At 73.7% G+C, this 20,606-nt stretch carries 21 protein-coding genes; 6 read left to right on the top strand and 15 right to left on the bottom strand.

Annotation, left to right across the window (positions count from 1 at the left end; translation table 11 throughout):
• Positions 1 to 133 precede the first annotated feature (133 nt).
• Together ACZ5GP_RS20485 and ACZ5GP_RS20480 are read right to left on the bottom strand one after the other, a co-directional pair.
• Positions 134 to 1,429: an ABC transporter substrate-binding protein gene (locus ACZ5GP_RS20485; protein WP_468752202.1), complete on the bottom strand. Its 1,296-nt coding sequence runs from the start codon at positions 1,427 to 1,429 to the stop codon at positions 134 to 136.
• Positions 1,404 to 1,931, bottom strand: a complete 528-nt coding sequence (locus tag ACZ5GP_RS20480) for an MTB12 C-terminal domain-containing protein (protein WP_468752201.1) — start codon at positions 1,929 to 1,931, stop codon at positions 1,404 to 1,406. Before ACZ5GP_RS20480 ends, ACZ5GP_RS20485 begins: the two co-directional genes overlap by 26 nt.
• A 148-nt stretch (positions 1,932 to 2,079) precedes the next feature.
• On the opposite strand from ACZ5GP_RS20480, the gene ACZ5GP_RS20475 reads away from it, so the two are divergent.
• Genes ACZ5GP_RS20475 through ACZ5GP_RS20465 form a run of 3 tightly spaced genes read left to right on the top strand, consistent with a single transcriptional unit; the run spans position 2,080 to position 5,961 of the window.
• On the top strand, positions 2,080 to 2,637 hold the full coding sequence (locus tag ACZ5GP_RS20475; protein WP_468752200.1) for a hypothetical protein: 558 nt from the start codon (positions 2,080 to 2,082) through the stop codon (positions 2,635 to 2,637).
• A 4-nt stretch (positions 2,638 to 2,641) separates the two neighbouring features.
• A complete protein-coding gene (locus tag ACZ5GP_RS20470; RefSeq protein WP_468752199.1) occupies positions 2,642 to 5,281 on the top strand; it encodes an ABC transporter permease subunit in 2,640 nt (879 codons plus the stop codon).
• Complete coding sequence (locus tag ACZ5GP_RS20465) at positions 5,278 to 5,961, top strand: ABC transporter ATP-binding protein (RefSeq protein ID WP_468752198.1); 684 nt, start codon at positions 5,278 to 5,280, stop codon at positions 5,959 to 5,961. Before ACZ5GP_RS20470 ends, ACZ5GP_RS20465 begins: the two co-directional genes overlap by 4 nt.
• Here ACZ5GP_RS20465 and ACZ5GP_RS20460 read toward each other — a convergent pair.
• Positions 5,942 to 6,472 (bottom strand): LysM peptidoglycan-binding domain-containing protein, encoded by a 531-nt coding sequence (locus ACZ5GP_RS20460; RefSeq protein ID WP_468752197.1) that lies wholly within the window; start codon positions 6,470 to 6,472, stop codon positions 5,942 to 5,944. The two genes, ACZ5GP_RS20465 and ACZ5GP_RS20460, sit on opposite strands and share 20 nt — an antisense overlap.
• Before the next feature lie 564 nt (positions 6,473 to 7,036).
• Between ACZ5GP_RS20460 and ACZ5GP_RS20455 the strand changes: the two genes are divergently transcribed.
• Positions 7,037 to 7,816 carry a hypothetical protein gene (locus tag ACZ5GP_RS20455; RefSeq protein WP_468752196.1) on the top strand — a complete coding sequence of 260 codons (780 nt, stop codon included), beginning with the start codon at positions 7,037 to 7,039 and terminating at the stop codon, positions 7,814 to 7,816.
• Positions 7,817 to 7,934: 118 nt separating this feature from the next.
• Positions 7,935 to 8,309, top strand: coding sequence for a hypothetical protein (locus ACZ5GP_RS20450; protein ID WP_468752195.1), 375 nt, complete (start codon positions 7,935 to 7,937; stop codon positions 8,307 to 8,309).
• An 86-nt stretch (positions 8,310 to 8,395) separates the two neighbouring features.
• On the opposite strand, the gene der is transcribed toward ACZ5GP_RS20450, so the two are convergent.
• From der to aroH, 5 genes are all read right to left on the bottom strand, one after another.
• Positions 8,396 to 9,874, bottom strand: coding sequence for a ribosome biogenesis GTPase Der (der, locus tag ACZ5GP_RS20445; RefSeq protein ID WP_358586904.1), 1,479 nt, complete (start codon positions 9,872 to 9,874; stop codon positions 8,396 to 8,398).
• Positions 9,875 to 10,000: 126 nt separating this feature from the next.
• The gene (locus tag ACZ5GP_RS20440) at positions 10,001 to 10,702 is read right to left on the bottom strand and encodes a lysophospholipid acyltransferase family protein (protein ID WP_468752194.1); all 702 of its coding nucleotides are present in this window, start codon (positions 10,700 to 10,702) and stop codon (positions 10,001 to 10,003) included.
• On the bottom strand, positions 10,660 to 11,355 hold the full coding sequence (gene cmk / locus ACZ5GP_RS20435; protein ID WP_468752193.1) for a (d)CMP kinase: 696 nt from the start codon (positions 11,353 to 11,355) through the stop codon (positions 10,660 to 10,662). Before cmk ends, ACZ5GP_RS20440 begins: the two co-directional genes overlap by 43 nt.
• Before the next feature lie 126 nt (positions 11,356 to 11,481).
• The gene (locus tag ACZ5GP_RS20430) at positions 11,482 to 12,567 is read right to left on the bottom strand and encodes a prephenate dehydrogenase (protein WP_468752192.1); all 1,086 of its coding nucleotides are present in this window, start codon (positions 12,565 to 12,567) and stop codon (positions 11,482 to 11,484) included.
• On the bottom strand, positions 12,564 to 12,926 hold the full coding sequence (gene aroH, locus ACZ5GP_RS20425) for a chorismate mutase (protein WP_361079193.1): 363 nt from the start codon (positions 12,924 to 12,926) through the stop codon (positions 12,564 to 12,566). The genes ACZ5GP_RS20430 and aroH overlap by 4 nt, the downstream gene beginning before the upstream one ends.
• A gap of 351 nt (positions 12,927 to 13,277) precedes the next feature.
• On the opposite strand from aroH, the gene ACZ5GP_RS20420 reads away from it, so the two are divergent.
• Positions 13,278 to 14,015 carry a nucleotidyltransferase domain-containing protein gene (locus ACZ5GP_RS20420; protein ID WP_468752191.1) on the top strand — a complete coding sequence of 246 codons (738 nt, stop codon included), beginning with the start codon at positions 13,278 to 13,280 and terminating at the stop codon, positions 14,013 to 14,015.
• Between the two features lie 10 nt (positions 14,016 to 14,025).
• On the opposite strand, the gene ACZ5GP_RS20415 is transcribed toward ACZ5GP_RS20420, so the two are convergent.
• The 7 genes from ACZ5GP_RS20415 to ACZ5GP_RS20385 form a co-directional block, all read right to left on the bottom strand.
• Positions 14,026 to 15,030, bottom strand: a complete 1,005-nt coding sequence (locus tag ACZ5GP_RS20415; RefSeq protein WP_468752190.1) for an ADP-ribosylglycohydrolase family protein — start codon at positions 15,028 to 15,030, stop codon at positions 14,026 to 14,028.
• Positions 15,027 to 15,761, bottom strand: coding sequence for an NUDIX hydrolase (locus tag ACZ5GP_RS20410; protein WP_468752189.1), 735 nt, complete (start codon positions 15,759 to 15,761; stop codon positions 15,027 to 15,029). The genes ACZ5GP_RS20415 and ACZ5GP_RS20410 overlap by 4 nt, the downstream gene beginning before the upstream one ends.
• An 80-nt stretch (positions 15,762 to 15,841) precedes the next feature.
• Positions 15,842 to 17,032 carry a pseudouridine synthase gene (locus ACZ5GP_RS20405; RefSeq protein WP_358587749.1) on the bottom strand — a complete coding sequence of 397 codons (1,191 nt, stop codon included), beginning with the start codon at positions 17,030 to 17,032 and terminating at the stop codon, positions 15,842 to 15,844.
• 12 nt (positions 17,033 to 17,044) lie between these two features.
• Positions 17,045 to 17,698, bottom strand: coding sequence for an SMC-Scp complex subunit ScpB (gene scpB / locus ACZ5GP_RS20400; RefSeq protein ID WP_468752188.1), 654 nt, complete (start codon positions 17,696 to 17,698; stop codon positions 17,045 to 17,047).
• Complete coding sequence (locus tag ACZ5GP_RS20395) at positions 17,695 to 18,714, bottom strand: segregation and condensation protein A (protein WP_468752187.1); 1,020 nt, start codon at positions 18,712 to 18,714, stop codon at positions 17,695 to 17,697. The genes scpB and ACZ5GP_RS20395 overlap by 4 nt, the downstream gene beginning before the upstream one ends.
• 18 nt (positions 18,715 to 18,732) lie before the next feature.
• Positions 18,733 to 19,320: a hypothetical protein gene (locus ACZ5GP_RS20390; RefSeq protein WP_468752186.1), complete on the bottom strand. Its 588-nt coding sequence runs from the start codon at positions 19,318 to 19,320 to the stop codon at positions 18,733 to 18,735.
• Positions 19,305 to 20,477 (bottom strand): ParA family protein, encoded by a 1,173-nt coding sequence (locus ACZ5GP_RS20385; protein ID WP_358587756.1) that lies wholly within the window; start codon positions 20,475 to 20,477, stop codon positions 19,305 to 19,307. Before ACZ5GP_RS20385 ends, ACZ5GP_RS20390 begins: the two co-directional genes overlap by 16 nt.
• Between the last annotated feature and the right edge of the window lie 129 nt (positions 20,478 to 20,606).

Genomic DNA, 20,606 nt, shown 5'->3' with positions numbered 1-20,606 from the left:
GTCCCCCTCGTCCGCCTACCTCAGGGTTAGACGGTCAATCCTGGCCAAAGGTTGGGTGCCAATACCATCCTGTTTGGGAACAGTCGGGCGACCGCCCGGTGAGCCAAGGCGAACTGCGCGGTGGACGCGCACGTCAGGGCCGGTAGGCGAGCTGCGGGACGTCGAAGCAGTTGTCGTTCATGTCTTCGCCCTGGGTGACCCAGCCCTTCCCGTCCCGCCAGCGGGCGACCGACACGCACGCGGTGCGGTGCCGGGGTGGTCGCGTCCGCCGCTCGAAGGTCACGGGGACCAGCAGGCCGTGCGCCGAGTACGGCTTCCTCCGGTTCATGAAGGCGTCCACGCAGCCGCGTGTGACGGCGCCGCCCGCCCCACGCAGGCAGGACGTCGCGGCGTCCGTGAACCACCGGGCGGCGGCCCAGCCCTCCAGATGCCACTGGGAGAGCGCCTTGCCCCGCAGGGCGGCGCGGAACTCGCGGACGGCCGGGTGCGCGCCGTCCTCGTAGTTCCTGCTCGACCCGGTGACCCACAGGGCGTTGCGGCAGCGCGGCGCGTTCTTGTAGTCGTCGCCGACGGTCGAGGTCCAGTTCTGTACGTTGGTGACCTTCGCGGTGACCTCGGCCCCCACGTCGTCCATCGCCTCGCACAGCCGGGCGTTGCCGTGCGTGTCCATCGCGTCGAAGACCAGGTCGACACCCCGCTCCTTCAGATCGGCGGCCGCGGCGCGGAAGTTCGGCAGGGCGAAGTCGACCTGTTCGGTGACCACCTTGTAGCCCTCCGCCCGCAGGCCCCGGGTGACCAGCCGGGCGTACGCGGCGGAGGCGGCCTGGTTGTAGGAGACGACGGCGGCCGTGCGCGCCCCCTGCGCGCGCTTGAAGTAGCGGTAGACCTCGGTGCCGCCGTAGAGCCTGCCGTCCCAGCCCGGCTCGCCGTCGCGCGGGGCGAGGCTGCCGTAGATCCCGTACAGGTGCGGATACGTCTCGTACGCGGCGCCGATCGGCTGGCCGCCGATGTCGGACACGCCCGCCCGCGAGACCCGCGCGGCGCCCGCGTAGTCCAGCGAGGCGGTGGCCACGAGCGCGACGACCTCGCGCTCCTCCACCAGCTCGCGCACGCAGTCGTTGTTGCCGACACCGCTGCCGCCGTCGTCGCAGGTGCGCACCTCCACGGGGTGGCCCCCGATGCCGCCGCGGGCGTTCAGCCGGTCGAAGTAGGCCTTGGCGCCGTCGCGCGGCCCGGTGAACGCGCTGCCACCGACCGGGCTGGTCGCACTGGCGATGACGCCGACCTTGATCGGCGCCCGATGGGCGGGCGCGGTGGCCCTGCCCCGCCGCTCGAAGTCGCCCTCGGGCAGCCGGGACCCGCAGGCCGCGCCCGCCAGCATGAGCGCGACGACCAGCAGCGCCTCAGCAGCCCGGACCGGGTGACGCATTCCCGCTCAGCTTCACCAGCGCGCACAGGGTCTTGACGGACACCTTCCAGGTGTCGTCCTGGTGGACGGCCGTGCCGGCGGCGTCGGGCAGCGCGGTGGCGCCCTTCAGGGTCAGCGCGTAGGTGACGTCGGCCTCCTCGGCCGAGGTGAACGCGACCTTCCCCACCTGCGCCGCGACCTGCTCGCCGCGCTCGTCGCCGCTGAAGCCCTCGAGGACGCCGCGCATCTTGGAGCCGTTCTCCAGGACGGCTTCCTTGTCCTTCAGCGAGACCTCGGGGTCGAAGAACTTCTCCCAGTTCTCCCGGACCTCCGCCTCCGCGGCCGCCGGGTCGGCGGGCTCGGCGCCGCCCCCGGCGGGCTTCGAGGACTTCTCCACGGACGGCTCGGGCGGGGTGCCGCCGTCCCCGCCCCCGCTGTCGTCGCCGCAGGCCACAGCGGTCGGGACGATCAGGATGACCGCGGCGGCCGCCAGCGCCGCGCCGCGCACTCTTGCCCGCACCATCTGGCTCACCACCGGGTGTCGGTCCGGGCCGCCCGGGCCCGGAGCTTTCCGCGTCAGCTTCCAGAGGGCATAGTGCAAGCCATCGGCTGACATGGACAGACCATCGACACCACTGACGTGACCGACGACGTGTCCCAGGGGGGCCTCGATGCGGGCGGCTCGGACGGCTCGACCGGCAGACGCGCCCCACCCGGCCCGGCCGGGCGCCGCGCGAGCCGTCCTGTGGGCGGCCTGCGCGGCGCTCGCCGGTGGTGCGGTGCTGTGCGTACTGGGCTGGTACGGCGTCTCCGGGGAGCGCTTCGCCGAGCGGCAGCTGCCCTATCTCGCCTCGTGCACGGTGCCGGGCGCCGCCCTGATCATCGCGGGCGCCGTGCTGCTCACCCACGGCGAGAGCGCCCTCGCGGCGGCGCGGGTCGAGGAGTTGTACGGCCTGCTGGTGACGGCGGACCCCGTCGGCGCGCCCGGACGCGATCCGGCGCCCGTGGCGACGAGCGAGGAACTCCGCGCCGTGCCGGGCGGCACGCTGTGGCACCGCGCCGACTGCCCCCTCGTCGCGGACAGGCCCGGGGTGCTGCCCGTCGACCCCGCGGCCCCGGCGCCAGGCGCCTTCGCCCCCTGTCCGATCTGCGAGCCGCCGGACCCCGGCGCGGACACCGGGCCGCCCGACGATCCGACGGCCGCCACCGCGCCCGCCACGGAGCGCTGAGCCGGTGGCGTCCCTGAGCTACGACCTCACCCTGGCCGGGCTCTCGGTCGGCGGCGCCGCCGCCCTCACCGGCATCGGCCTGATCGTCACCCACCGCGCGACGGGAGTCCTCAACTTCGCGCACGGCGCGATCGCCATGGTCTGCGCCCACGTGCTGCGCCAGCTCACCGCCGACTGGCACTGGCCGCTGCCACTGGCCGCCGCCGTCACCCTGCTCCTGGTGGCGCCCGGCATCGGCCTGCTCCTGGACCGCGCCGTCTTCCGCCCCCTGGCGGTCCTCGGCGGTGATCCCGCGCAGACGCTGGTGGCCTCGATCGGCGTCTTCGTGCTCCTCGTCGGCGGGGCGGCCCTCGTGTGGGGCCCGGGCGCCCGCGACGACGCGCCCACCCTCCTGTCCGCCGACCCGTGGGTCCCGCTGGGGGCGGCCGTGGCCCTCGCCGCCGCCGTGGGGGCGGTCACCCGGTGGACCCGCCTCGGCGGCGAACTGCGGGCCGTCGTCGACAACCGCGGGCTCGCCGTGCTCTTCGGCGTCGACGCGGACCGGGTGGCGGCGGCCGGCTGGGCGTTCGGCTCCTTCACCGCGGGCCTGACCGGCGTACTCCTCGCGCCTTACGTACGTCTTGACCCGTACGGCATGCCGCTTCTGGTGATGGAGGTGGTCGCCGTCGCCGTGGCGGCCAGGATGCGCAGCCTGCCCGTCGCCGTCGCGGTGGCGCTCGGCCTCGGCGTGGCCCAGAGCCAGCTGACGCGGCTGCACCCGTCGGGGTGGCCGGAACAGCTCCTCCAGACCGCCGGCGCGAACCTCTTCGTCATCGCCCTGCTGGTCGCGGCGCTGATCATGCCGGGCATCGGCTCCCGGGACGCGCTGCCCCGCACCGCGACGGCTCGGGTGCCGACCCCGCCGGGCGCCTGGATCGTGGCGGCGGTGCTCTTCCTCCTCCCCCTCGGCTTCGCCGGCCCGGACCTGACGACCTCCGTCCAGGTCCCCGCGCTCGCGGTGATCCTGCTGTCCCTCGTGATCGTCACGGGCCGCGGCGGCCAGCTCTCCCTCGGGCAGGCCGCGTACGCGGGGCTCGGTGCCCTGTTCACCGCCCTCCTCGCGGCGGGCCGCTTCCCCGGTCTGCCCGCGCTGCCGCACCTGGTGGCGCTGTTCGGCGCCGTCCTCCTCGTCGCACCGCTCGGCCTGCTCACCGGATGGCCCGCGATCAGCCGCCACGGCCTGGCGCTCGCCCTCGCGACGTTCGCGGTCGGCGTGGGCGTCAGCCGCTTCGTCTTCACCCAGCCGTACGCCACCTCGGGGCCGGCGCCGGACCGCCCCGCGGGGTTCGGCGGCGACCGCGCGTACTACGTCCTGGAACTCGCCCTCCTCGCCGGGGCGCTGCTCCTGGTCACCGCGTTGCGCCGGGGCCGTACCGGCCGCGCGCTGGCGGCGATGCGGGATCACGAGGCGGGGGCGGCGGCCGCCGGGGTGCCCGTGCCCGCCCTGAAACTCACGGCGTTCGTGACCGGGGCGGCGCTGGCCGCGCTGGGCGGCGGCATGCTGGCGATGGGGCAGCGGGCCTTCGACTCCGGGGCGTACGACCCCGTGCGGGGGCTGCTGTGGTTCGCGGCGGTGGTGGTCCTCGGCTCCGACAGCGTGCTCGGCGCGCTGGTGGGCGCGGCGCTGCTGGTCGGTCTGGACGCGGGGGCGCGGGGCGGAGTGGCCGCGGCGGTGATCGGTGTCCTCGCGGTGCTGGTCGGTCGCTTTCCCGGTGGGCCCTACGAGGCCCTCCGTACGCTCCTGCCGCGCCGGCGTCCCCGGGCCCGCCTGACCCCCCTGGGCGCCTCGGTCCGCCAGGCCCTCGCTCCCTCTCGCGGCGTCGCCGTCCCCCAAGGACCCCCTCCACCCACTGAGCAAGACCCGAGACCCCACCCCGCGAAGCCGCCCCGGCGCGGGCGCACGCCGACCGTCGGTGTGTCCGGTGACGTGTCCCTCAGGGTTCGGCGTCTCAGCGTCGCCTATCAGGGCTTCGCCGCTCTCGACGACGTCGGTCTCCACGTCCCCCGAGGCCGGATCACCGCGGTCGTCGGGCCCAATGGCGCCGGCAAGAGCACCCTCTTCCACTGTCTCGCCGGCGCCCTTCGTCCCGACAGCGGGCGGATCACCCTCGGCGCCCGGGACATCACGCGGCTCCCGGCCCATGCCCGGGCCCGTGTCGGCGTGGCCCGCACCTGCCAGCAGCCGGCGGTCTTTCCGTCGCTGACGGTCGCCGAGAACGTCCTGGTCGGCGCCGAACAGGCCCGCGCCGGGACCGACCGGGCCGCCGAACACGCCCTGCGCCTGCTGGACCTGACGGACCTGCGCGACCACCCCGCCGCCTCCCTGTCCACCGGCGCCCTGCGCCGCACGGAACTGGCGCGGGCGCTCGCGGGCGCCCCGCACACCCTCCTCCTGGACGAACCGGCGGCGGGCCTGGACGCGGCCGAGGTCGCCGCGCTCGCCCTCCTGCTGCGCGCCCTCGTGGCCGACGGCATGGCACTCCTCGTGGTCGAGCACGACCTCGACCTGGTGGCGGACCTCGCCGACACCGTGCACGTGCTGACGGCGGGCCGCATCACCGCGTCGGGTCCCGCGGCCCACCTGACGGAGGGGCATACCGCGTGAAAGGCATCGAACTGCGCGATGCCCACGTGCGCCACGGCCCCCTGGAGGCCCTGCACGGCGTCTGTCTGGCCGCGCCCGCCGCCGCCCTCACCGTCCTCGTGGGCCGCAACGGCTCCGGCCGCACCACGGCCCTGCGCGCACTGGCCGGCACGCTCCCCCTCACCTCGGGAGCCGTACTCCTCGACGGCCGGGACATCACCCGCCGACCCGCCCATGAGCGGGCCGCGCGAGGCCTGTGCTTCGTACCGGACCGGCGGGCGGTGTTCCCCTCCCTCACCGTCGCGGAGAACCTGGAACGGGCCCGCCCCGGCGGCGACTTCGGTCGCGCCCTGAGCGCCTACCCGGAGCTGGGCCCGCTGCTCCCCCGCCGCGCGGGCACCCTGTCGGGCGGCGAACAGCGCATGCTGGCCCTGTCCCGGGCCCTGCTCCCACGGGCCCCGGTGGTCCTCGTGGACGAACCGACGCAGGGCATGGCGCCGTCCGTCACGGCGCGCACGTACGCGCTCCTGGCCGATCTGTGCACCCGGGGCGCCTGTGTGATCGTCGCCGAACAACGACTGCCGCCCGCCTTGCGCGAACGCGCGAGACGGGCGGCACCGATCGTGGTGGTTCATGAGATGCGCCGGGGCGCGGTGGTGTCCAGCGCGGAAGCGGCGGAACTCAGGACCGCCCCGGAATGACGAGCCTCGTGCCGACGCCGAGCCGGTCGGGGTTGGCTCCGACGACGCCTCGATTGGCCCGGTACAAGGCCTGCCAGCCGCCCACGACCGCGTACCGGCGGGCGATCGAACTGAGCGTCTCGCCGGACGTCACCACGTGCCCACGCCCGTGGAACCGCTCGATCCGCACCTTCTTGGAGCAGGTGGGCCAGGCCTTCCACCCCTGGGTGCGCAGCACCTTCTCGGCGACCACGATCTGCTCCTCCTTGGTCGCCAGGTCGGCACGCGGCGCGTACTTGAGTCCGCCGTGCTCCTCCCAGGTCGGCTGCCAGAACTGGAGCCCTCCGTAGAAGCCGTTGCCGGTGTTCGCGTCCCACCGCCCGTTGCTCTCGCACTCGGCGAGGCAGTTCCACCGGCCCTTGCTCACCGGGCAGTCGTACGCCTTGAACAGAACGTTTCGCGGCGGTGACGGGGCCGCGGACGCGGCGGCCGACGGCAGCGCCACCGCGGCCAGGGCCACGCCCACGACCACCGCCAGAGACCTCAGAGTGCGCGTCGACCTCGGACGCCCCGTATGACGGAAATGCGCCGGATGCCCAAAATGCGTCAGATGCATCGGGCCACGCTAGGCAGCCCCGCCGCGGCTCCGGCGCGTGCCGCGCCGCCGCGCCCCCGCGAGCCCACCCGGACGGCGGCCCCCTCCGAGGCGGGCGACGGGCGGGCCGGGTCGACCGATCACGCCGGGGCGACGCCTGCGCGCCACCAGGAGTATCGGCGCCTTTCGGCCATCCCCCGCCGTCACCAAGCCATCCCCACCGCTCCCTTCATTGCCTGATATCCGTATTTGTCGACCGGCGGGACCATCGACCCGCGCCCCGCTTCGTCGACCCAACTACCTTGCCGCGCACGGATATTGGCGCCCGACGACAGCTTCCCGCGCCCGAACCGCCTTTCCTCGCCGGTGGTTCGATTCCGTTCGCCTCCATCCGTGACCTGCGCCGCTGATCCACCGTTGTCTTCTCATGAGCCGGGACATCACCCGGCCCGCCGGACATCACCCGAAGCACCCCATGTGCCGATCCCGAGGAGCCACCCCGTGCCGCGCATGCTCGACGTCAGCGACGACGTACGCGCCGAGATCGGCGACGAAGAAGCCGACCGGCTGCTCGCCGGAGACAACGCCCCGGGCAGTTACGACTGCACGTCCTGCCGCACCCCGGGCGACTCCGAGCAGGAACGCACCAGCACGGTCCTGTTCGTCGGCGACGAGACCGCCGTGCTCGCCTTCGCCCACGCCACCTGCCTGCCCTCCCAGATCGTCACGGTCTCCGAGGAGCAACTCCAGGGCGCCGTGCGGTCCATCACCCGCGAGAACGCCGGAGGGCCCGTCGAGGAGCCCAGCCAGGCCGTGCTCGGCGTGACCAGCGGCCTGGTCCTGATCGAGGGCGAGCTGCGCCCCGCACTCGTCGTCGAACCCACCGGCCCCATCGCCCGCCCGGGCGCCGCCCCCGACGACGGCGACGAGTTCCTGCCGCTCCTGATCGAGCAGGGCTTCCTGCCGACGCCCTCCCTCGCCGGCGTGCCGCCCGTGCTGCACGGCTGGTCGGTGCTGCTCGCCATGGGCCAGTTGCACGCCGTCCTGCAGCCCGGCACCGGCGGCGGCGCCCCCGTCGCCTGGTGGCAGGCCCACCAGCCGCTGCACGTCACCGAGGCCTGGCGGGCCGCGGCGAACAAGACGCAGAGCGTGCTGCTCTTCGCCGCGCCCGCGGGCTCCATCGGCCGGCAGCCGCGCGAGGACCTGCTGCGGGACGCCCTGGACCGGACGGCGGCCCAGGGGCGGCTCGTCGCCTGCACGATGCCGCTCGCCGGAACCTGACAACATCGGGTGCCCGCGGGCCGCCCCGAGCCGCGAACGCGCCGGTCACACTACTCACCGGTCCCGGAAAGCGGCGCGGCCCCCGCATCCGTCGGGCCACGATTTCGTTGGCACAGACGTGCACACATACGACCCCTCCCGCCACCGGCCGACGTACCAGAACCCGATCCCGTCCATGCGCTCGGCGCAGGACTCGACGGGCGAGCGCTCGGCCACACCGATCTACGACACGCTGTACTCGGAGTACCGCAGGGCCTTCAGGACCCTGCCGGGCGACCGCAGCGGCGAGGAGAATCTGGGGTTCACCGCCTTCGGCACCGGGCCGTACGGCACGCAGCACCGCGGCGACGGACGGTTCGACGCCCGGCACGACCCGCGCCAGAACTCCTTCGGCCAGCTGCACATGGCGCGCTACGGCCAGCAGGACCACCAGTCCACCGGCCACCACTCGTTCCTCGCGGCCCTGCCACCGGCCCCGCGCCGCGAGTACTGAGCACCCCGGCGCCGCACGCCGAGCAAGCGAAATGCCCGGCCCCCGAGAAGGGGGGCCGGGCATTCACGTACCTACCGGAGCAGCGCCTACTTCTTGCGGCCGCGCTTCTCGCGCACTCGCACCGAGATGTGGATCGGCGTGCCCTCGAAGCCGAACTCCTCGCGCAGCCTGCGCTCCAGGAAGCGGCGGTAGCCCGCCTCGATGAAGCCCGACGCGAAGAAGACGAAGCGCGGGGGCTTCGTGCCCGCCTGGGTGCCGAAGAGGATGCGGGGCTGCTTGCCGCCCCGGACCGGGTGCGGGTGGGAGGCGACGATCTCGCCGAGGAACGCGTTCAGCCGGCCCGTCGGCACGCGCGTCTCCCAGCCCGCGAGAGCCGCCTCGATCGCCGGGACGAGCTTCTCCATGTGCCGGCCGGTGGCCGCCGAGACGTTGACCCGCGGCGCCCAGGCGACCTGGGCCAGCTCGGTCTCGATCTCCCGCTCCAGGTAGTAGCGGCGCTCCTCGTCCAGGGTGTCCCACTTGTTGTACGCGACGACGATCGCGCGGCCCGCCTCGACGGCCATCGTCACGATGCGCTGGTCCTGGACGGAGATGGTCTCGGAGGCGTCGATGAGGATCACCGCGACCTCCGCCTTCTCCACGGCGGCGGCGGTGCGCAGCGAGGCGTAGTAGTCGGCACCCTGCTGGAGGTGGACGCGCTTGCGGATGCCCGCCGTGTCGACGAACTTCCAGGTGATGCCGCCCAGCTCGATCAGCTCGTCCACCGGGTCGCGGGTGGTGCCCGCCATTTCGTTGACGACCACGCGGTCCTCGTTCGCCACCTTGTTGAGCAGCGAGGACTTGCCGACGTTCGGGCGGCCGATGAGCGCGATGCGGCGGGGGCCGCCGATGGCCGTGCCGAAGGTCTGCTCGGGCGCCTCGGGCAGCGCCTCCAGGACGGCGTCCAGCATGTCGCCGGTGCCGCGGCCGTGCAGCGCGGAGACGGGGTGCGGCTCACCGAGGCCGAGCGCCCACAGGGCGGTGGCGTCGGCCTCGCCGGAGGGGCCGTCGACCTTGTTGGCGCACAGGACGACGGGCTTGCCGGCCTTGCGGAGCAGGCGTACGACCGCCTCGTCGGTGTCGGTGGCGCCGACCGTGGCGTCGACCACGAAGACCACGGCGTCCGCGGCCTCGATGGCGTACTCCGCCTGGGCGGCGACCGACGCGTCGATGCCGAGCACGTCCTGCTCCCAGCCGCCGGTGTCGACCAGCTTGAAGCGGCGGCCCGCCCACTCGGCCTCGTAGGTGACGCGGTCGCGGGTGACGCCGGGGCGGTCCTCCACGACGGCCTCGCGGCGGCCGATGATGCGGTTCACCAAGGTCGACTTGCCGACATTGGGGCGGCCGATGACGGCGAGGACGGGGAGCGGGCCGTGGCCCGCCTCCTCCAGGGCACCCTCGACGTCCTCGACGTCGAAGCCCTCCTCGGCGGCCAGCTCCATGAACTGCGCGTACTCGGCGTCGCCGAGCGCCCCGTGGTCGTGGTCGGCGAAGCCGTCGCCCTCGGGCTGGGTCTGGTCGCTCATGAAGTCCGTACCTCGTCGTTCATCGTGGTGATCGGTGCGCCGGTCCTTTGAGGGCCGGGGCACTACTTGATAAGTCTCGTCCGGTTAAGGCCCGACCCCGTTAAGGCTCGACCTGTTAAGTCTCGCTCAGCGCCCGGTCAGGCGCCTGGCGTTTTCCAGGTGGGCGGAGAGCCGCTCCTGGATGCGCACGGTCGCCTCGTCCAGCGCCTTGCGCGTGCGCCGTCCGCCGCTCTCGCCCGCCTGGAACGGGTCGCCGAAGACGACGTCGACCCGGCTGCGCAGCGGCGGCAGCTGCTCTATCAGCCGGCCGGGCCGGTCGGTGCTGCCCAGGACCGCGACCGGGACGATCGGGGCGCCGGAGCGGACGGCGAAGTACGCGAGTCCGGCGCGCAGCGACGCGAAGTCGCCCTCGCCCCGGGTGCCCTCGGGGAAGATCCCGAGGACGCCGCCGTGCTCCAGGACGCCAAGGGCCCGGGTGATGGCGCTCCGGTCGGCCACCGCGCGGTCGACCTTGACCTGGCCGATGGCGTCCAGGAAGGGGCCGAGCGGGCCGACGAACGCCTCCTTCTTGATCAGGAAGTGCGTCGGCCGGGGCGCGACGCCCATGACCATCGGGCCGTCCACGTTGTGCGCGTGGTTGACGGCCAGGATCACCGGGCCGTGGACCGGGACCCGCCAGGAGCCCAGCACGCGCGGCTTGAACAGGCCGTACATGAGGCCGACGCCGATACGGCGGCCGACCTCCGCACCGCGCTCACCGGCGCCCCGCTCGGCAGCACCTCGGGTCACTTGGCGGCCCGCTTCTCCTCGACGAGGGTGACGACGCACTCGATGACCTGCTGGAGCGTGAGCTCGGTGGTGTCGACCTCGACGGCGTCGTCGGCCTTGGCCAGCGGGGACGTCTTGCGGCTGGAGTCGGCCGCGTCCCGCTTGATCAGGGCTTCCCGGGTCGCCTGGACGTCGGCACCCTTCAGCTCGCCGGAGCGGCGGGCGGCGCGCGCCTCGGGAGAGGCGGTGAGGAAGATCTTCAGGTCGGCGCCGGGCAGCACGGTGGTGCCGATGTCCCGGCCCTCGACGACGATGCCCTTCTCGGCCGACGCGGCGATGGAGCGCTGCAGCTCGGTGATCCGGGTGCGCACCTCGGGGACGGCGCTGACCGCGCTGACCTTGGAGGTGACGTCGGTGGTGCGGATGGGGCCCGCCACGTCCGTGCCGTCCACCGTGATGGTCGGGGCGAGCGGGTCGGTGCCGGAGAGGATCTCGGGCTTGCCCGCGACGGCGGCGATCGCACTCGGGTCGGTGAGGTCGATGCCGTGGTGCACCATCCACCAGGTGATCGCCCGGTACTGGGCACCGGTGTCCAGGTAGCTGAGACCGAGCTGGGCGGCGACGGCCTTCGAGGTGCTCGACTTGCCCGTGCCGGAGGGACCATCGATGGCGACGATCACGGCTGCCGGGGAGGCGGTTGCTGCGGTTTCCACAGGGGGCGGGCACCTTTCGCAGTACTCGGAGCGGGGTGGCGGGGCGTGCGCACGCCCCGCACAAGGTTACTGGCTCGCGCACCCTGCCCCGACAGCCCCTTGGGCGGCCCGCCCGGCCGGGCCCGCCTACCGCCGGATCGACCAGCCCCGCTCGCGCAGGGCCGCGCCGAGCACGGGCGCCGCCTTCGGCTCGACCATGAGCTGGATCAGGCCCGCCTGCCGGCCGGTCGCGTGTTCGATGCGGACGTCCTCGATGTTGACGCCGGCGCGGTCCGCGTCGGCGAAGATGCGGGCGAGCTGCCCGGGCTGGTCGTCGATGAGCACGGCGACGATCTCGTACGCCGCCGGGGCCGACCCGTGCTTGCCCGGCACCCGGGTCTGCCCGGCGTTGCCGCGCCGCAGCATGGCCTCGACGCCCGCCGCGCCCTCGGTCCGCTTGCCCTGGTCGGCGGACTGCAGGGCGCGCAGCGCCGTCACGGTCTCCTCCAGGTCACCGGCGACCTGGGCCAGCAGGTCGGCGACCGGGCCGGGATTGGCGGAGAGGATGTCGATCCACATCCGGGGGTCGGAGGCGGCGATCCGGGTGACGTCACGGATGCCCTGGCCGCACAGCCGCACCGCCGTCTCGTCGGCGTTCTCCAGGCGGGCCGCGACCATGCTGGAGACCAGGTGCGGCATGTGGGAGACGAGGGCGACCGCGCGGTCGTGGGCGTCGGCGTCCATGACGACGGGGACGGCCCGGCAGAGCGCGACCAGCTCCAGGGCGAGGTTGAGCACCTCGGTCTCGGTGTCGCGGGTCGGGGTGAGCACCCAGGGCCGCCCCTCGAAGAGGTCGGCGGTGGCGGCGAGCGGGCCGCTGCGCTCGCGTCCGGACATGGGGTGCGTGCCGATGTACGGGGTGAGGTCGAGGCCGAGCGCCTCCAGCTCGCGGCGTGGGCCGCCCTTGACGCTCGCGACGTCGAGGTAGGCCCGGGCGGCGCCGCGCCGCATCGCGTCGGCGAGGGTGGCGGCGACGTGCGCGGGCGGCACGGCGACGACGCACAGGTCGACAGGTCCCTCGGGGGATTCGTCGGTGCCGGCGCCGAGCGCAGCGGCGGTGCGGGCCTGCGCGGGGTCGTGGTCGGCGAGGTGGACGGCGACGCCGCGGGAGGCGAGGGCCAGGGCGGCGGAGGTGCCGATCAGGCCGGTGCCGATGACGAGGGCGGTTCTCACTGGGCGATGTCCTTGCGGAGGGCTGCGGCGGCGCCGAGGTAGACGTGCGCGATCTCGGCGCGGGGGCGGTCGGTCTCGATGTGCGCGAGGACGCGGACGACGCGCGGCATGGCGCCCTCGATGTCCAGCTCCTGGGCGCAGATCAGCGGTACGTCCACGATGCCGAGGCCGCGGGCGGCGGCCGCGGGGAAGTCGGAGTGCAGATCGGGCGTGGCCGTGAACCAGATGCTGATCAGGTCGTCCCCGGTCAGCCCGTTGCGCTCGAGGATGGCGGTGAGCAGCGCGCTGACCTGCTCGCCCATGTGCCCGGCCTCGTCCTTGTCCAGTTGGACGGCGCCCCGGACCGCTCGTACCGCCACAGTGCTGCTCCTCGCTCGCGTACGTATGACTGTTGTACGGCAAGCGTAGTCAGCGCCCCGGACGGGAGCGCGCGGCGCCCGTCTGCCGAGACGGGCGCCGCGCGCCGCGCCGGGTCGGGGCCCGCCGCCCGGGCGATGTCGTTCGCGGCCTGCCCGGGAGCGGCTCCGGCCTCCCCGGCGGTCCGGTCCGGCGCCGCTCGGTCCGGCGCCTCGGGAACAATGTCGCGCCGTCCGGAGCCGGTCGCCACTCGGGCCGGACGGGGCGTCACGGGAGCGGGCCCGGCCGCCGGGCGGTGGGGCCCCGCCGGAAATTCGCACGACCTCGCCCGCAGGGCGCCGTACGCTCCCCGCATGCAGCCCCAGGACCTCGCCCCGGCCCCCGGCCCGGGCCCCGACAGGGACGCGGATCTGGCCCTGGTCCGCGACCACACCGTCTACGCCTGCGTGCTGGGCTCGCGGGCCTTCGGCCTGGCCACGGAGGGCAGCGACACGGACCGCAGGGGCGTCTTCCAGGCCCCGACCGAGCTGTTCTGGCGCTTCGAGAAGCCGCCGACGCATGTGGCGGGGCCGGCCGAGGAGCAGTTCTCCTGGGAGCTCGAACGCTTCTGCGGCCTCGCGCTGCGCGCCGATCCGAACGCCCTGGAATGCCTGCACTCCCCGTACGTCGAGCACCTCACCGACATCGGCCGCGAGCTGCTGGCGCTGCGCGGGGCGTTCCTCTCCCGCCGCGTCCACGCCACCTTCACCGGCTACGCCGTCGGCCAGCGCAAGAAGCTGGAGGCGGACATCCGGCTCCACGGCACCCCGCGCTGGAAGCACGCCATGCATCTGCTGCGTCTGCTGATGTCCTGCCGCGACCTGCTGCGCACCGGCCGGCTCACGACGGACGTCGGCGACCAGCGGGAGCCGCTCCTCGCGGTCAAGCGCGGCGAGGTGCCCTGGAGCGAGGTCGAGGCATGGATGGGCCGCCTCACGGAGCAGGCGCGGGAGGCGGCCCGGCACAGCCCCCTGCCGGCCGAGCCGGACCGGGAGCGGGTCGCGGACTTCCTCGTACGCGCCCGGCGGGCCTCGGCCCTGGACGCCGCCTGAGGGCGCCCGCTCAGGCGTCCCAGAGCGCCCCGAACGCCAGCAGCTCGTCGCGGTGCTCGACGCGTTCGACCCAGTCGGCGGGCCAGGCGTCGGCGCCGAGGTGGGCGCCCGCGAAGGCCCCGGCCAGGCAGGCCACGGAGTCCGAGTCGCCCGAGGTGCAGGCGGCCCTGCGCAGCGCGGTGACCGGCTCGTCGACGAACATCAGGAAGCACAGCAGCCCGGTGGCCAGGGCCTCCTCGGCGATCCAGCCCGCGCCGGTGGCCAGGCAGGGGTCGGTCTCCGGGCTGACGGTCCGCAGCGCGCCCGCCAGCCGTTCGAGGACGGCCAGGCACTCGTCCCAGCCGTGGGCGATGAACCGCTCCGGTGAGGACGCTCGCGAGCGGCTCCACAGGTCGCCGAGCCATGTCTGCCGGTAGTGGGTGCGGTTCTCCAGCGCGTACGAGCGCAGCAGGCCGACCAGGCCCATCGGCTCCGTGCCCCGGGCCAGCAGGCGCACCGCGTACGCCGTCAGGTCGCTCGCGGCGAGCGCGGTGGGGTGGCCGTGGGTGAGCGCGGACTGGAGCTGCGCGGCGCCGGCCCGCACCTCGTCGTCGAGGCCGGGCAGGAGGCCGAGCGGCGCGACACGCATGGTGGCCCCGCATCCCTTGGAGTGCGTCTGACTGGCATCGCGCCAGGCCCGCTCCTCGTCGGCGAGCAGTTCACAGGCGCGGATGCAGGTGGTGCCCGGGGCACGGTTGTTGTCCGGGGACTCGTTCCAGGCGACGAACTCCCGGCGGGCGAGCAGCGCGAACCGCTCCGGTCCGCACAGGCCGCGCGCGGCGGCGGACCTGAGGGCGCGGGCGAGCGCGAGGGTCATCTGCGTGTCGTCGGTGATGAAGGCCGGCCTCGGCAGCTCCATGTCCCGCCAGGGGCCGCACTTGGCGAGGATCGACGGCACGTCGTCGAACTCGGTGGGGAAGCCGAGCGCGTCCCCGAGGGCGAGGCCGAGCAGGGTTCCGGTGGCGGCGCGCTTCATGAGGGCTGTCCTTCCGGGGCGGGGCGCAGCAGGGGCGGGTGGAGGGCGGTGGCGGTGCCCGCCCGGTAGAGCGCGGCGGGCTTGCCGCGTCCGCCGGTCAGCCGCGCGGCGCCGGGGACCGCCTCCACGAGGCCGGCGGTGCCGACGACCTTGCGCCGGAAGTTGGCGGGGTCCAGCTCGGCGCCCCACACCGCTTCGTAGACCTGCCGCAGCTCGCCGAGGGTGAATTCGGGCGGGCAGAAGGCGGTGGCGAGGCCCGTGTACTCCAGCTTGGCGCCGACGCGTTCGTGGGCGTCGGCGAGGATCCGGTCGTGGTCGAAGGCGAGCGGCCGGTAGGTCGCCGGGCGGTACGGCAGCCAGGCCGCGCGGGCCGCGTCGCCGCCCCCGCGCGCCTGGGGCGGGTCGGCGACGAGCGCCGCGAAGGCCACGGAGACGACGCGCATGCGCGGATCGCGGTCCGGGGCGCTGTAGGTGCGCACCTGCTCCAGATGCAGTCCCCCGACGTCCGCGAGGCCCGTCTCCTCGGCCAGTTCGCGCTGCGCCGCGCTCTCCGCGGACTCGTCGGGCAGCAGGAAGCCGCCGGGCAGCGCCCAGCGCCCCGCGTAGGGCTCCTCGCCGCGTTCGACGAGCAGGACGTGCAGCGCGCCCTCGCGGATGGTGAACACCGCGAGGTCCACGGTGACGGCGAACGGCTCGAAGGCGTACTTGTCGTAGGTCCCGGACACGGACATGCCCGCCCACCCCCTTTATAGTCACCAGGACTATAAAGGGGGTGGGCGGGCGGTCACAAGCCCCGGAAGGGGGTGGAGGCCTAGAGGTCGACTTCCTTCATCAGCATGCCGACCTCCGTGTTCGAAAGGCGCCGCAGCCAGCCCGACTTCTGGTCGCCCAGGGTGATCGGCCCGAAGGCGACCCGCACCAGCTTGTCCACGGGGAAGCCCGCCTCGGCGAGCATGCGCCGCACGATGTGCTTGCGGCCCTCGTGCAGGGTGACCTCGACCAGGTAGTTCTTGCCGGTCTGCTCGACGACGCGGAAGTGGTCCGCGCGGGCGTACCCGTCCTCCAGCTGGATGCCGTCCTTGAGCTGCTTGCCCAGGTCACGCGGGATCGGGCCCACGATGTGCGCGAGGTAGACCTTCTTCACGCCGTACTTGGGGTGGGTCAGGCGGTGCGCCAGCTCGCCGTGGTTGGTGAGCAGGATGACGCCCTCGGTCTCGGTGTCGAGCCGCCCCACGTGGAACAGCCGCGTCTCACGGTTGGTCACGTAGTCGCCGAGGCACTGCCGGCCCTCGGTGTCCTCCATGGTGGAGACGACACCGGCGGGCTTGTTCAGCGCGAAGAACTGGTACGACTGCGTGGCCACCGTCAGGCCGTCGACCTTGATCTCGTCCCGCTCGGGGTCGACGCGCAGCCCCTGCTCCAGGACGATCTCGCCGTTGACCTCGACGCGGGCCTCGTCGACCAGCTCCTCACAGGCGCGGCGCGAGCCGTAGCCCGCGCGGGCCAGGACCTTCTGCAGGCGCTCGCCCTCCTGCTCGGCGCCCGGGAAGGTCTTGGGGAGGTTCACCTTGGGCTTGTCCGCGTACCGCTCGCGGTTGCGCTCCTCCTGGCGGGTGTCGAACTCCCGCGAGGTCGCGGGGGCCGGGCGACGGCTGCCGCGGGCGCCGGTGCCCTGGGAGGTGCGGGGGCCGCCCTTGGCGCCACCGCGCGCGGCCGCGCCGCGGCCCTTCCTCGCCCCGGCGCCGAAGACCGCGTCGGAGCCGCCCACGTCGTAGCGGCGCTCCTCGGGGCGCGGCTTGCTCGGCCGGCTCGGCTTGTCGTCGCGCCTGTCGTCCCGCTTGTCGCCCGGCTTGCCGCCCTGCTTGGGGCCCTGCCGGTCGTCGCGGCCGTTACCGGCACCCCGGTAATTGCCGCGGCCACCGCTGCTGCCACGGCCGCCGCTGTTGCCACCACGGCTCCCGCCGTTGTTTCCGCTGCTGTTCCTGCCGTTGCTGCTTCGCATCAAAAGTTCCGTTTAGTCGGCTGTGTCCTGGGTGTACTCGTAACCCGGCGCATCGGGTGCGTCCGGGTCGAACGACGGAACGCCTTCCTGGGTCTCGGCCTCGATCGCGTCCGCCTCGGGGAGGAAGGGCGCGAGCTCCGGAAGCTCGTCCAGGCCACGCAGGCCCATCCGCTCCAGAAAGTAGTTCGTCGTCCTGTACAGGATCGCACCTGTTTCGGGTTCCGCGCCCGCCTCCTGGACCAGACCCCTCTGGAGAAGGGTGCGCATCACGCCGTCGCAGTTCACCCCGCGCACCGCGGAGACCCTGGAACGGCTGACCGGCTGGCGGTACGCGACGACCGCGAGGGTCTCCAGAGCCGCCTGGGTGAGCCGCGCCTGCTGCCCGTCGAGCACGAAGCCCTCCACGGCGGCGGCGTACTGCGGGCGCGTGTAGAACCGCCAGCCGCCGGCGACGAGCCGCAGCTCGAAGCCGCGCCTCTGCGCGGTGTACTCGTCGGCGAGCGCCCGCAGCGCGTCCGCCACCTCGCGCCGGGGCCGCTGGAGGATCTTCGCCAGATGCTCCTCGGTGGCCGGCTCGTCGACGACCATCAGGACGGCTTCCAGCGCGGGCCGCAGCTCCAGCTCCGCGACGGCGCCGGCCAGGTCGCCCGCGGGGTGCTCGCTCACGCCTTCTCCTCCATGGGCTCGGGGGCCCGGTCGAACTCGTCGGTCACGGTCGGCTCCTCGGCGCTGTCGCCGCCGGTCCAGCGCACCGTCAGCTCCCCCAGGGGGTCCTCTTGGTCCAGGGCGACGACCTTCTCGCGGTACAGCTCCAAAAGGGCCAGGAAACGCGCGACGACGGTCAGGGTGTCCCCCGCGTCCGCCACGAGGACCCGGAAGTCCGCCTCCCCCCGCTCCCGCAGCCGGGCGACGACCAGAGCGGCCTGCTCCCGCACGGAGACCAGCGGGGCGTGGATGTGGTCGACGTACACCTGCGGCTCGGCGCGCGGCTGCATCGCCTGCACGGCGAGCTTGGCGAACCCCTGTGCCCCGATGCTGATGACGACTTCCGGGAGCAGCTCGGCGTGGTGCGGCTCGAGGCCGACGGTGCGCGGATAGCGGCGGCCCTCGGAGGCGAGCCGCTCGTTGAAGATGTCCGCGATCTGCTTGTACGCGCGGTACTGGAGCAGCCGCGCGAAGAGCAGGTCCCGCGCTTCCAGCAGCGCCAGGTCGGCCTCGTCCTCGACCTCGGCGGCGGGCAGCAGCCGCGCGGCCTTCAGGTCCAGGAGCGTGGCGGCGACGACGAGGAACTCGGTCGTCTGATCGAGGTCCCAGTCGGGCCCCATGGCCCGGATGTGTGCCATGAACTCGTCGGTCACCTGGGACAGCGCGACCTCGGTGACGTCCAGCTTGTGTCTGGAGATCAGCTGGAGCAGCAGATCGAAGGGGCCCTCGAAGTTCGCCAGCCGGACCTTGAAGCGGCCGTCATCGGGCTCGGCGGCGGGCTCCGCACCGGACGGCTCAGGGTCGGCGGGCTCAGGCTCCGCGGGCTCAGGCTCGGCGGGCTCCGCCTCCGCGGGCTCCGGATCGGAAGACTCCGGCTCCGCGGCGGGACCCGGCCCCGGCTCCGCGGGCGCCTCCCCGGGCCCCCGCCCCAGGGGACGCCGACGGGCGGGCGGTGCGGGGTCGTCGTTCGTGGCCATCAGGCGGGAACGCTACCCCTACCGCCCGCGCAACCGTCGTACGAGAATGCTCGCGTCCCCCCGCGACTCCAGGTCGGCGAGGACGACGGCGACGGCCTCGCGCACGATCCGCCCGCGGTCGACCGCGAGCCCGTGCTCCCCGCGCAGCACCAGCCGCGCGTGTTCGAGGTCCATGAGCTCCTCGGCGGAGACGTATACCGTGATCTTCTCGTCGTGCCGCTCGCGGCCGCTCGGCCGCCGGTTGGCCGCCCGTGCCCGGCGCCGCGCCTGCGCGGTCGACGGGCCACCGGACTTGCCGCCCTGGGTGGCAGAACCTTCCTGCGCCCCCGCCGGGCGGCGCGCCGCGCCCTTGTCGGCGTCGTTCACGGAGCGGCTGCGGGACTCGGCCCCGGACTCCGCGTCCGTGGCCGCGTGTTCGGCCGCCTCGCCGCTCTCGGCGCGCGCCGTCCCGTCGGCCGTGGCGGCGCTCTCGTCGCTCTCGCCCGCCGGGGCGGGCACTCTCGCCTCGCCGTTCGCCGGGCGCCGCGGGGAGGACGCCTGAAGGGCCGTCCCCCCGGTCGTACGGAACAGTTCGTCGGCCCCGGGCAGACTCACTCGGCGTGACACCGGGCGAGCACCTCCCTGGCCAGCTGACGATAGGCGGCGGCGCCGACCGAGTTGGAGGCGTACGTGGTGATCGGCTCGCCGGCGACCGTGGTCTCCGGGAAGCGGACCGTGCGCCCGATGACCGTGTGGTAGACGTGGTCGTCGAAGGCCTCGACCACGCGCGCGAGCACCTCACGGCTGTGCACCGTGCGGGAGTCGTACATGGTCGCGAGGATGCCGTCGAGCTCCAGCTCGGGGTTGAGCCGCTCCTGGACCTTCTCGATGGTCTCCGTCAGCAGGGCCACACCGCGCAGCGCGAAGAACTCGCACTCCAGCGGCACGATCACCTTGTGAGCCGCCGTCAGGGCGTTCACGGTGAGCAGGCCGAGCGAGGGCTGACAGTCGATCACGATGTAGTCGTAGTCCTGCATCAGCGGCTTGAGCGCCCGCTGGAGCGTGGACTCGCGCGCGACCTCGCTGACCAACTGCACTTCGGCGGCCGACAGGTCGATGTTGCTGGGCAGCAGGTCCATGTTGGGGACCGCCGTCTTCAGGAGCACCTCGTCGGCGGACATGCCGCGCTCCATGAGGAGGTTGTAGACCGTCAGGTCCAGCTCCATCGGGTTCACCCCGAGACCCACCGAGAGGGCGCCCTGCGGGTCGAAGTCGACGAGCAGGACCCGGCGCCCGTACTCCGCGAGGGCGGCGCCCAGGTTGATGGTCGACGTCGTCTTGCCGACGCCGCCCTTCTGGTTGCACATCGCGATGATCTTGGCCGGACCGTGGTCGGTCAGCGGCCCGGGAATCGGGAAGTACGGCAGCGGGCGCCCCGTGGGGCCGATGCGCTCGCGGCGCTGGCGGGCCGCGTCGGGCGCGAGCGTGGCCGCGTACTCCGGATCGGGCTCGTACTCGGCGTCGGGGTCGTAGAAGTGCCCCTGGGGCAGTTCCTCGTAGTCGGCGAGGTGGGTGTGGGTGTTATCGCCACTCCGGTCGCCGGCCATGGCGTTCACGTGATGGCCATCCATGCTCTGGGGTGCTGACTGTGTCGGCTGGGGGCTCTGCCGGGCTTCGAAGGTTCGGACAGCGACGGAGCCGACGGCTTGGAGCCCGACGGGTCCTTGGCCCCGCACAGAGGTTCCTGGTTGACCACCCCCGGGAGCAAATGTCGACTCATTCACAAGTCGTCTTACCTCCTTGGTGACCAGGAAACTTCTCGATAGGTCAGCGTGGCACCATGCCGACGGTTGGCGACTCTATGGCGTGTCACCGCTCCGCAGCAACACAATCCGCCGGACCGGACCCGATGT

Source organism: Streptomyces sp. NPDC031466, from assembly GCF_055581265.1.
Note: the sequence above shows the minus strand (reverse complement) of the source record. Positions and strands in the feature narration are given on the sequence as shown.

Bases quoted from the DNA above. Each gene is read 5' to 3' on its own strand.
- ACZ5GP_RS20485 (WP_468752202.1), bottom strand. From the start codon at position 1,429: ATGCGTCACCCGGTCCGGGCTGCTGAGGCGCTGCTGGTCGTCGCGCTC.
- ACZ5GP_RS20480 (WP_468752201.1), bottom strand. From the start codon at position 1,931: ATGGTGCGGGCAAGAGTGCGCGGCGCGGCGCTGGCGGCCGCCGCGGTC.
- ACZ5GP_RS20475 (WP_468752200.1), top strand. From the start codon at position 2,080: ATGCGGGCGGCTCGGACGGCTCGACCGGCAGACGCGCCCCACCCGGCC.
- der (WP_358586904.1), bottom strand. From the start codon at position 9,874: ATGAGCGACCAGACCCAGCCCGAGGGCGACGGCTTCGCCGACCACGAC.
- ACZ5GP_RS20420 (WP_468752191.1), top strand. From the start codon at position 13,278: ATGCAGCCCCAGGACCTCGCCCCGGCCCCCGGCCCGGGCCCCGACAGG.
- ACZ5GP_RS20415 (WP_468752190.1), bottom strand. From the start codon at position 15,030: ATGAAGCGCGCCGCCACCGGAACCCTGCTCGGCCTCGCCCTCGGGGAC.
- ACZ5GP_RS20410 (WP_468752189.1), bottom strand. From the start codon at position 15,761: ATGTCCGTGTCCGGGACCTACGACAAGTACGCCTTCGAGCCGTTCGCC.
- ACZ5GP_RS20405 (WP_358587749.1), bottom strand. From the start codon at position 17,032: ATGCGAAGCAGCAACGGCAGGAACAGCAGCGGAAACAACGGCGGGAGC.
- ACZ5GP_RS20395 (WP_468752187.1), bottom strand. From the start codon at position 18,714: ATGGCCACGAACGACGACCCCGCACCGCCCGCCCGTCGGCGTCCCCTG.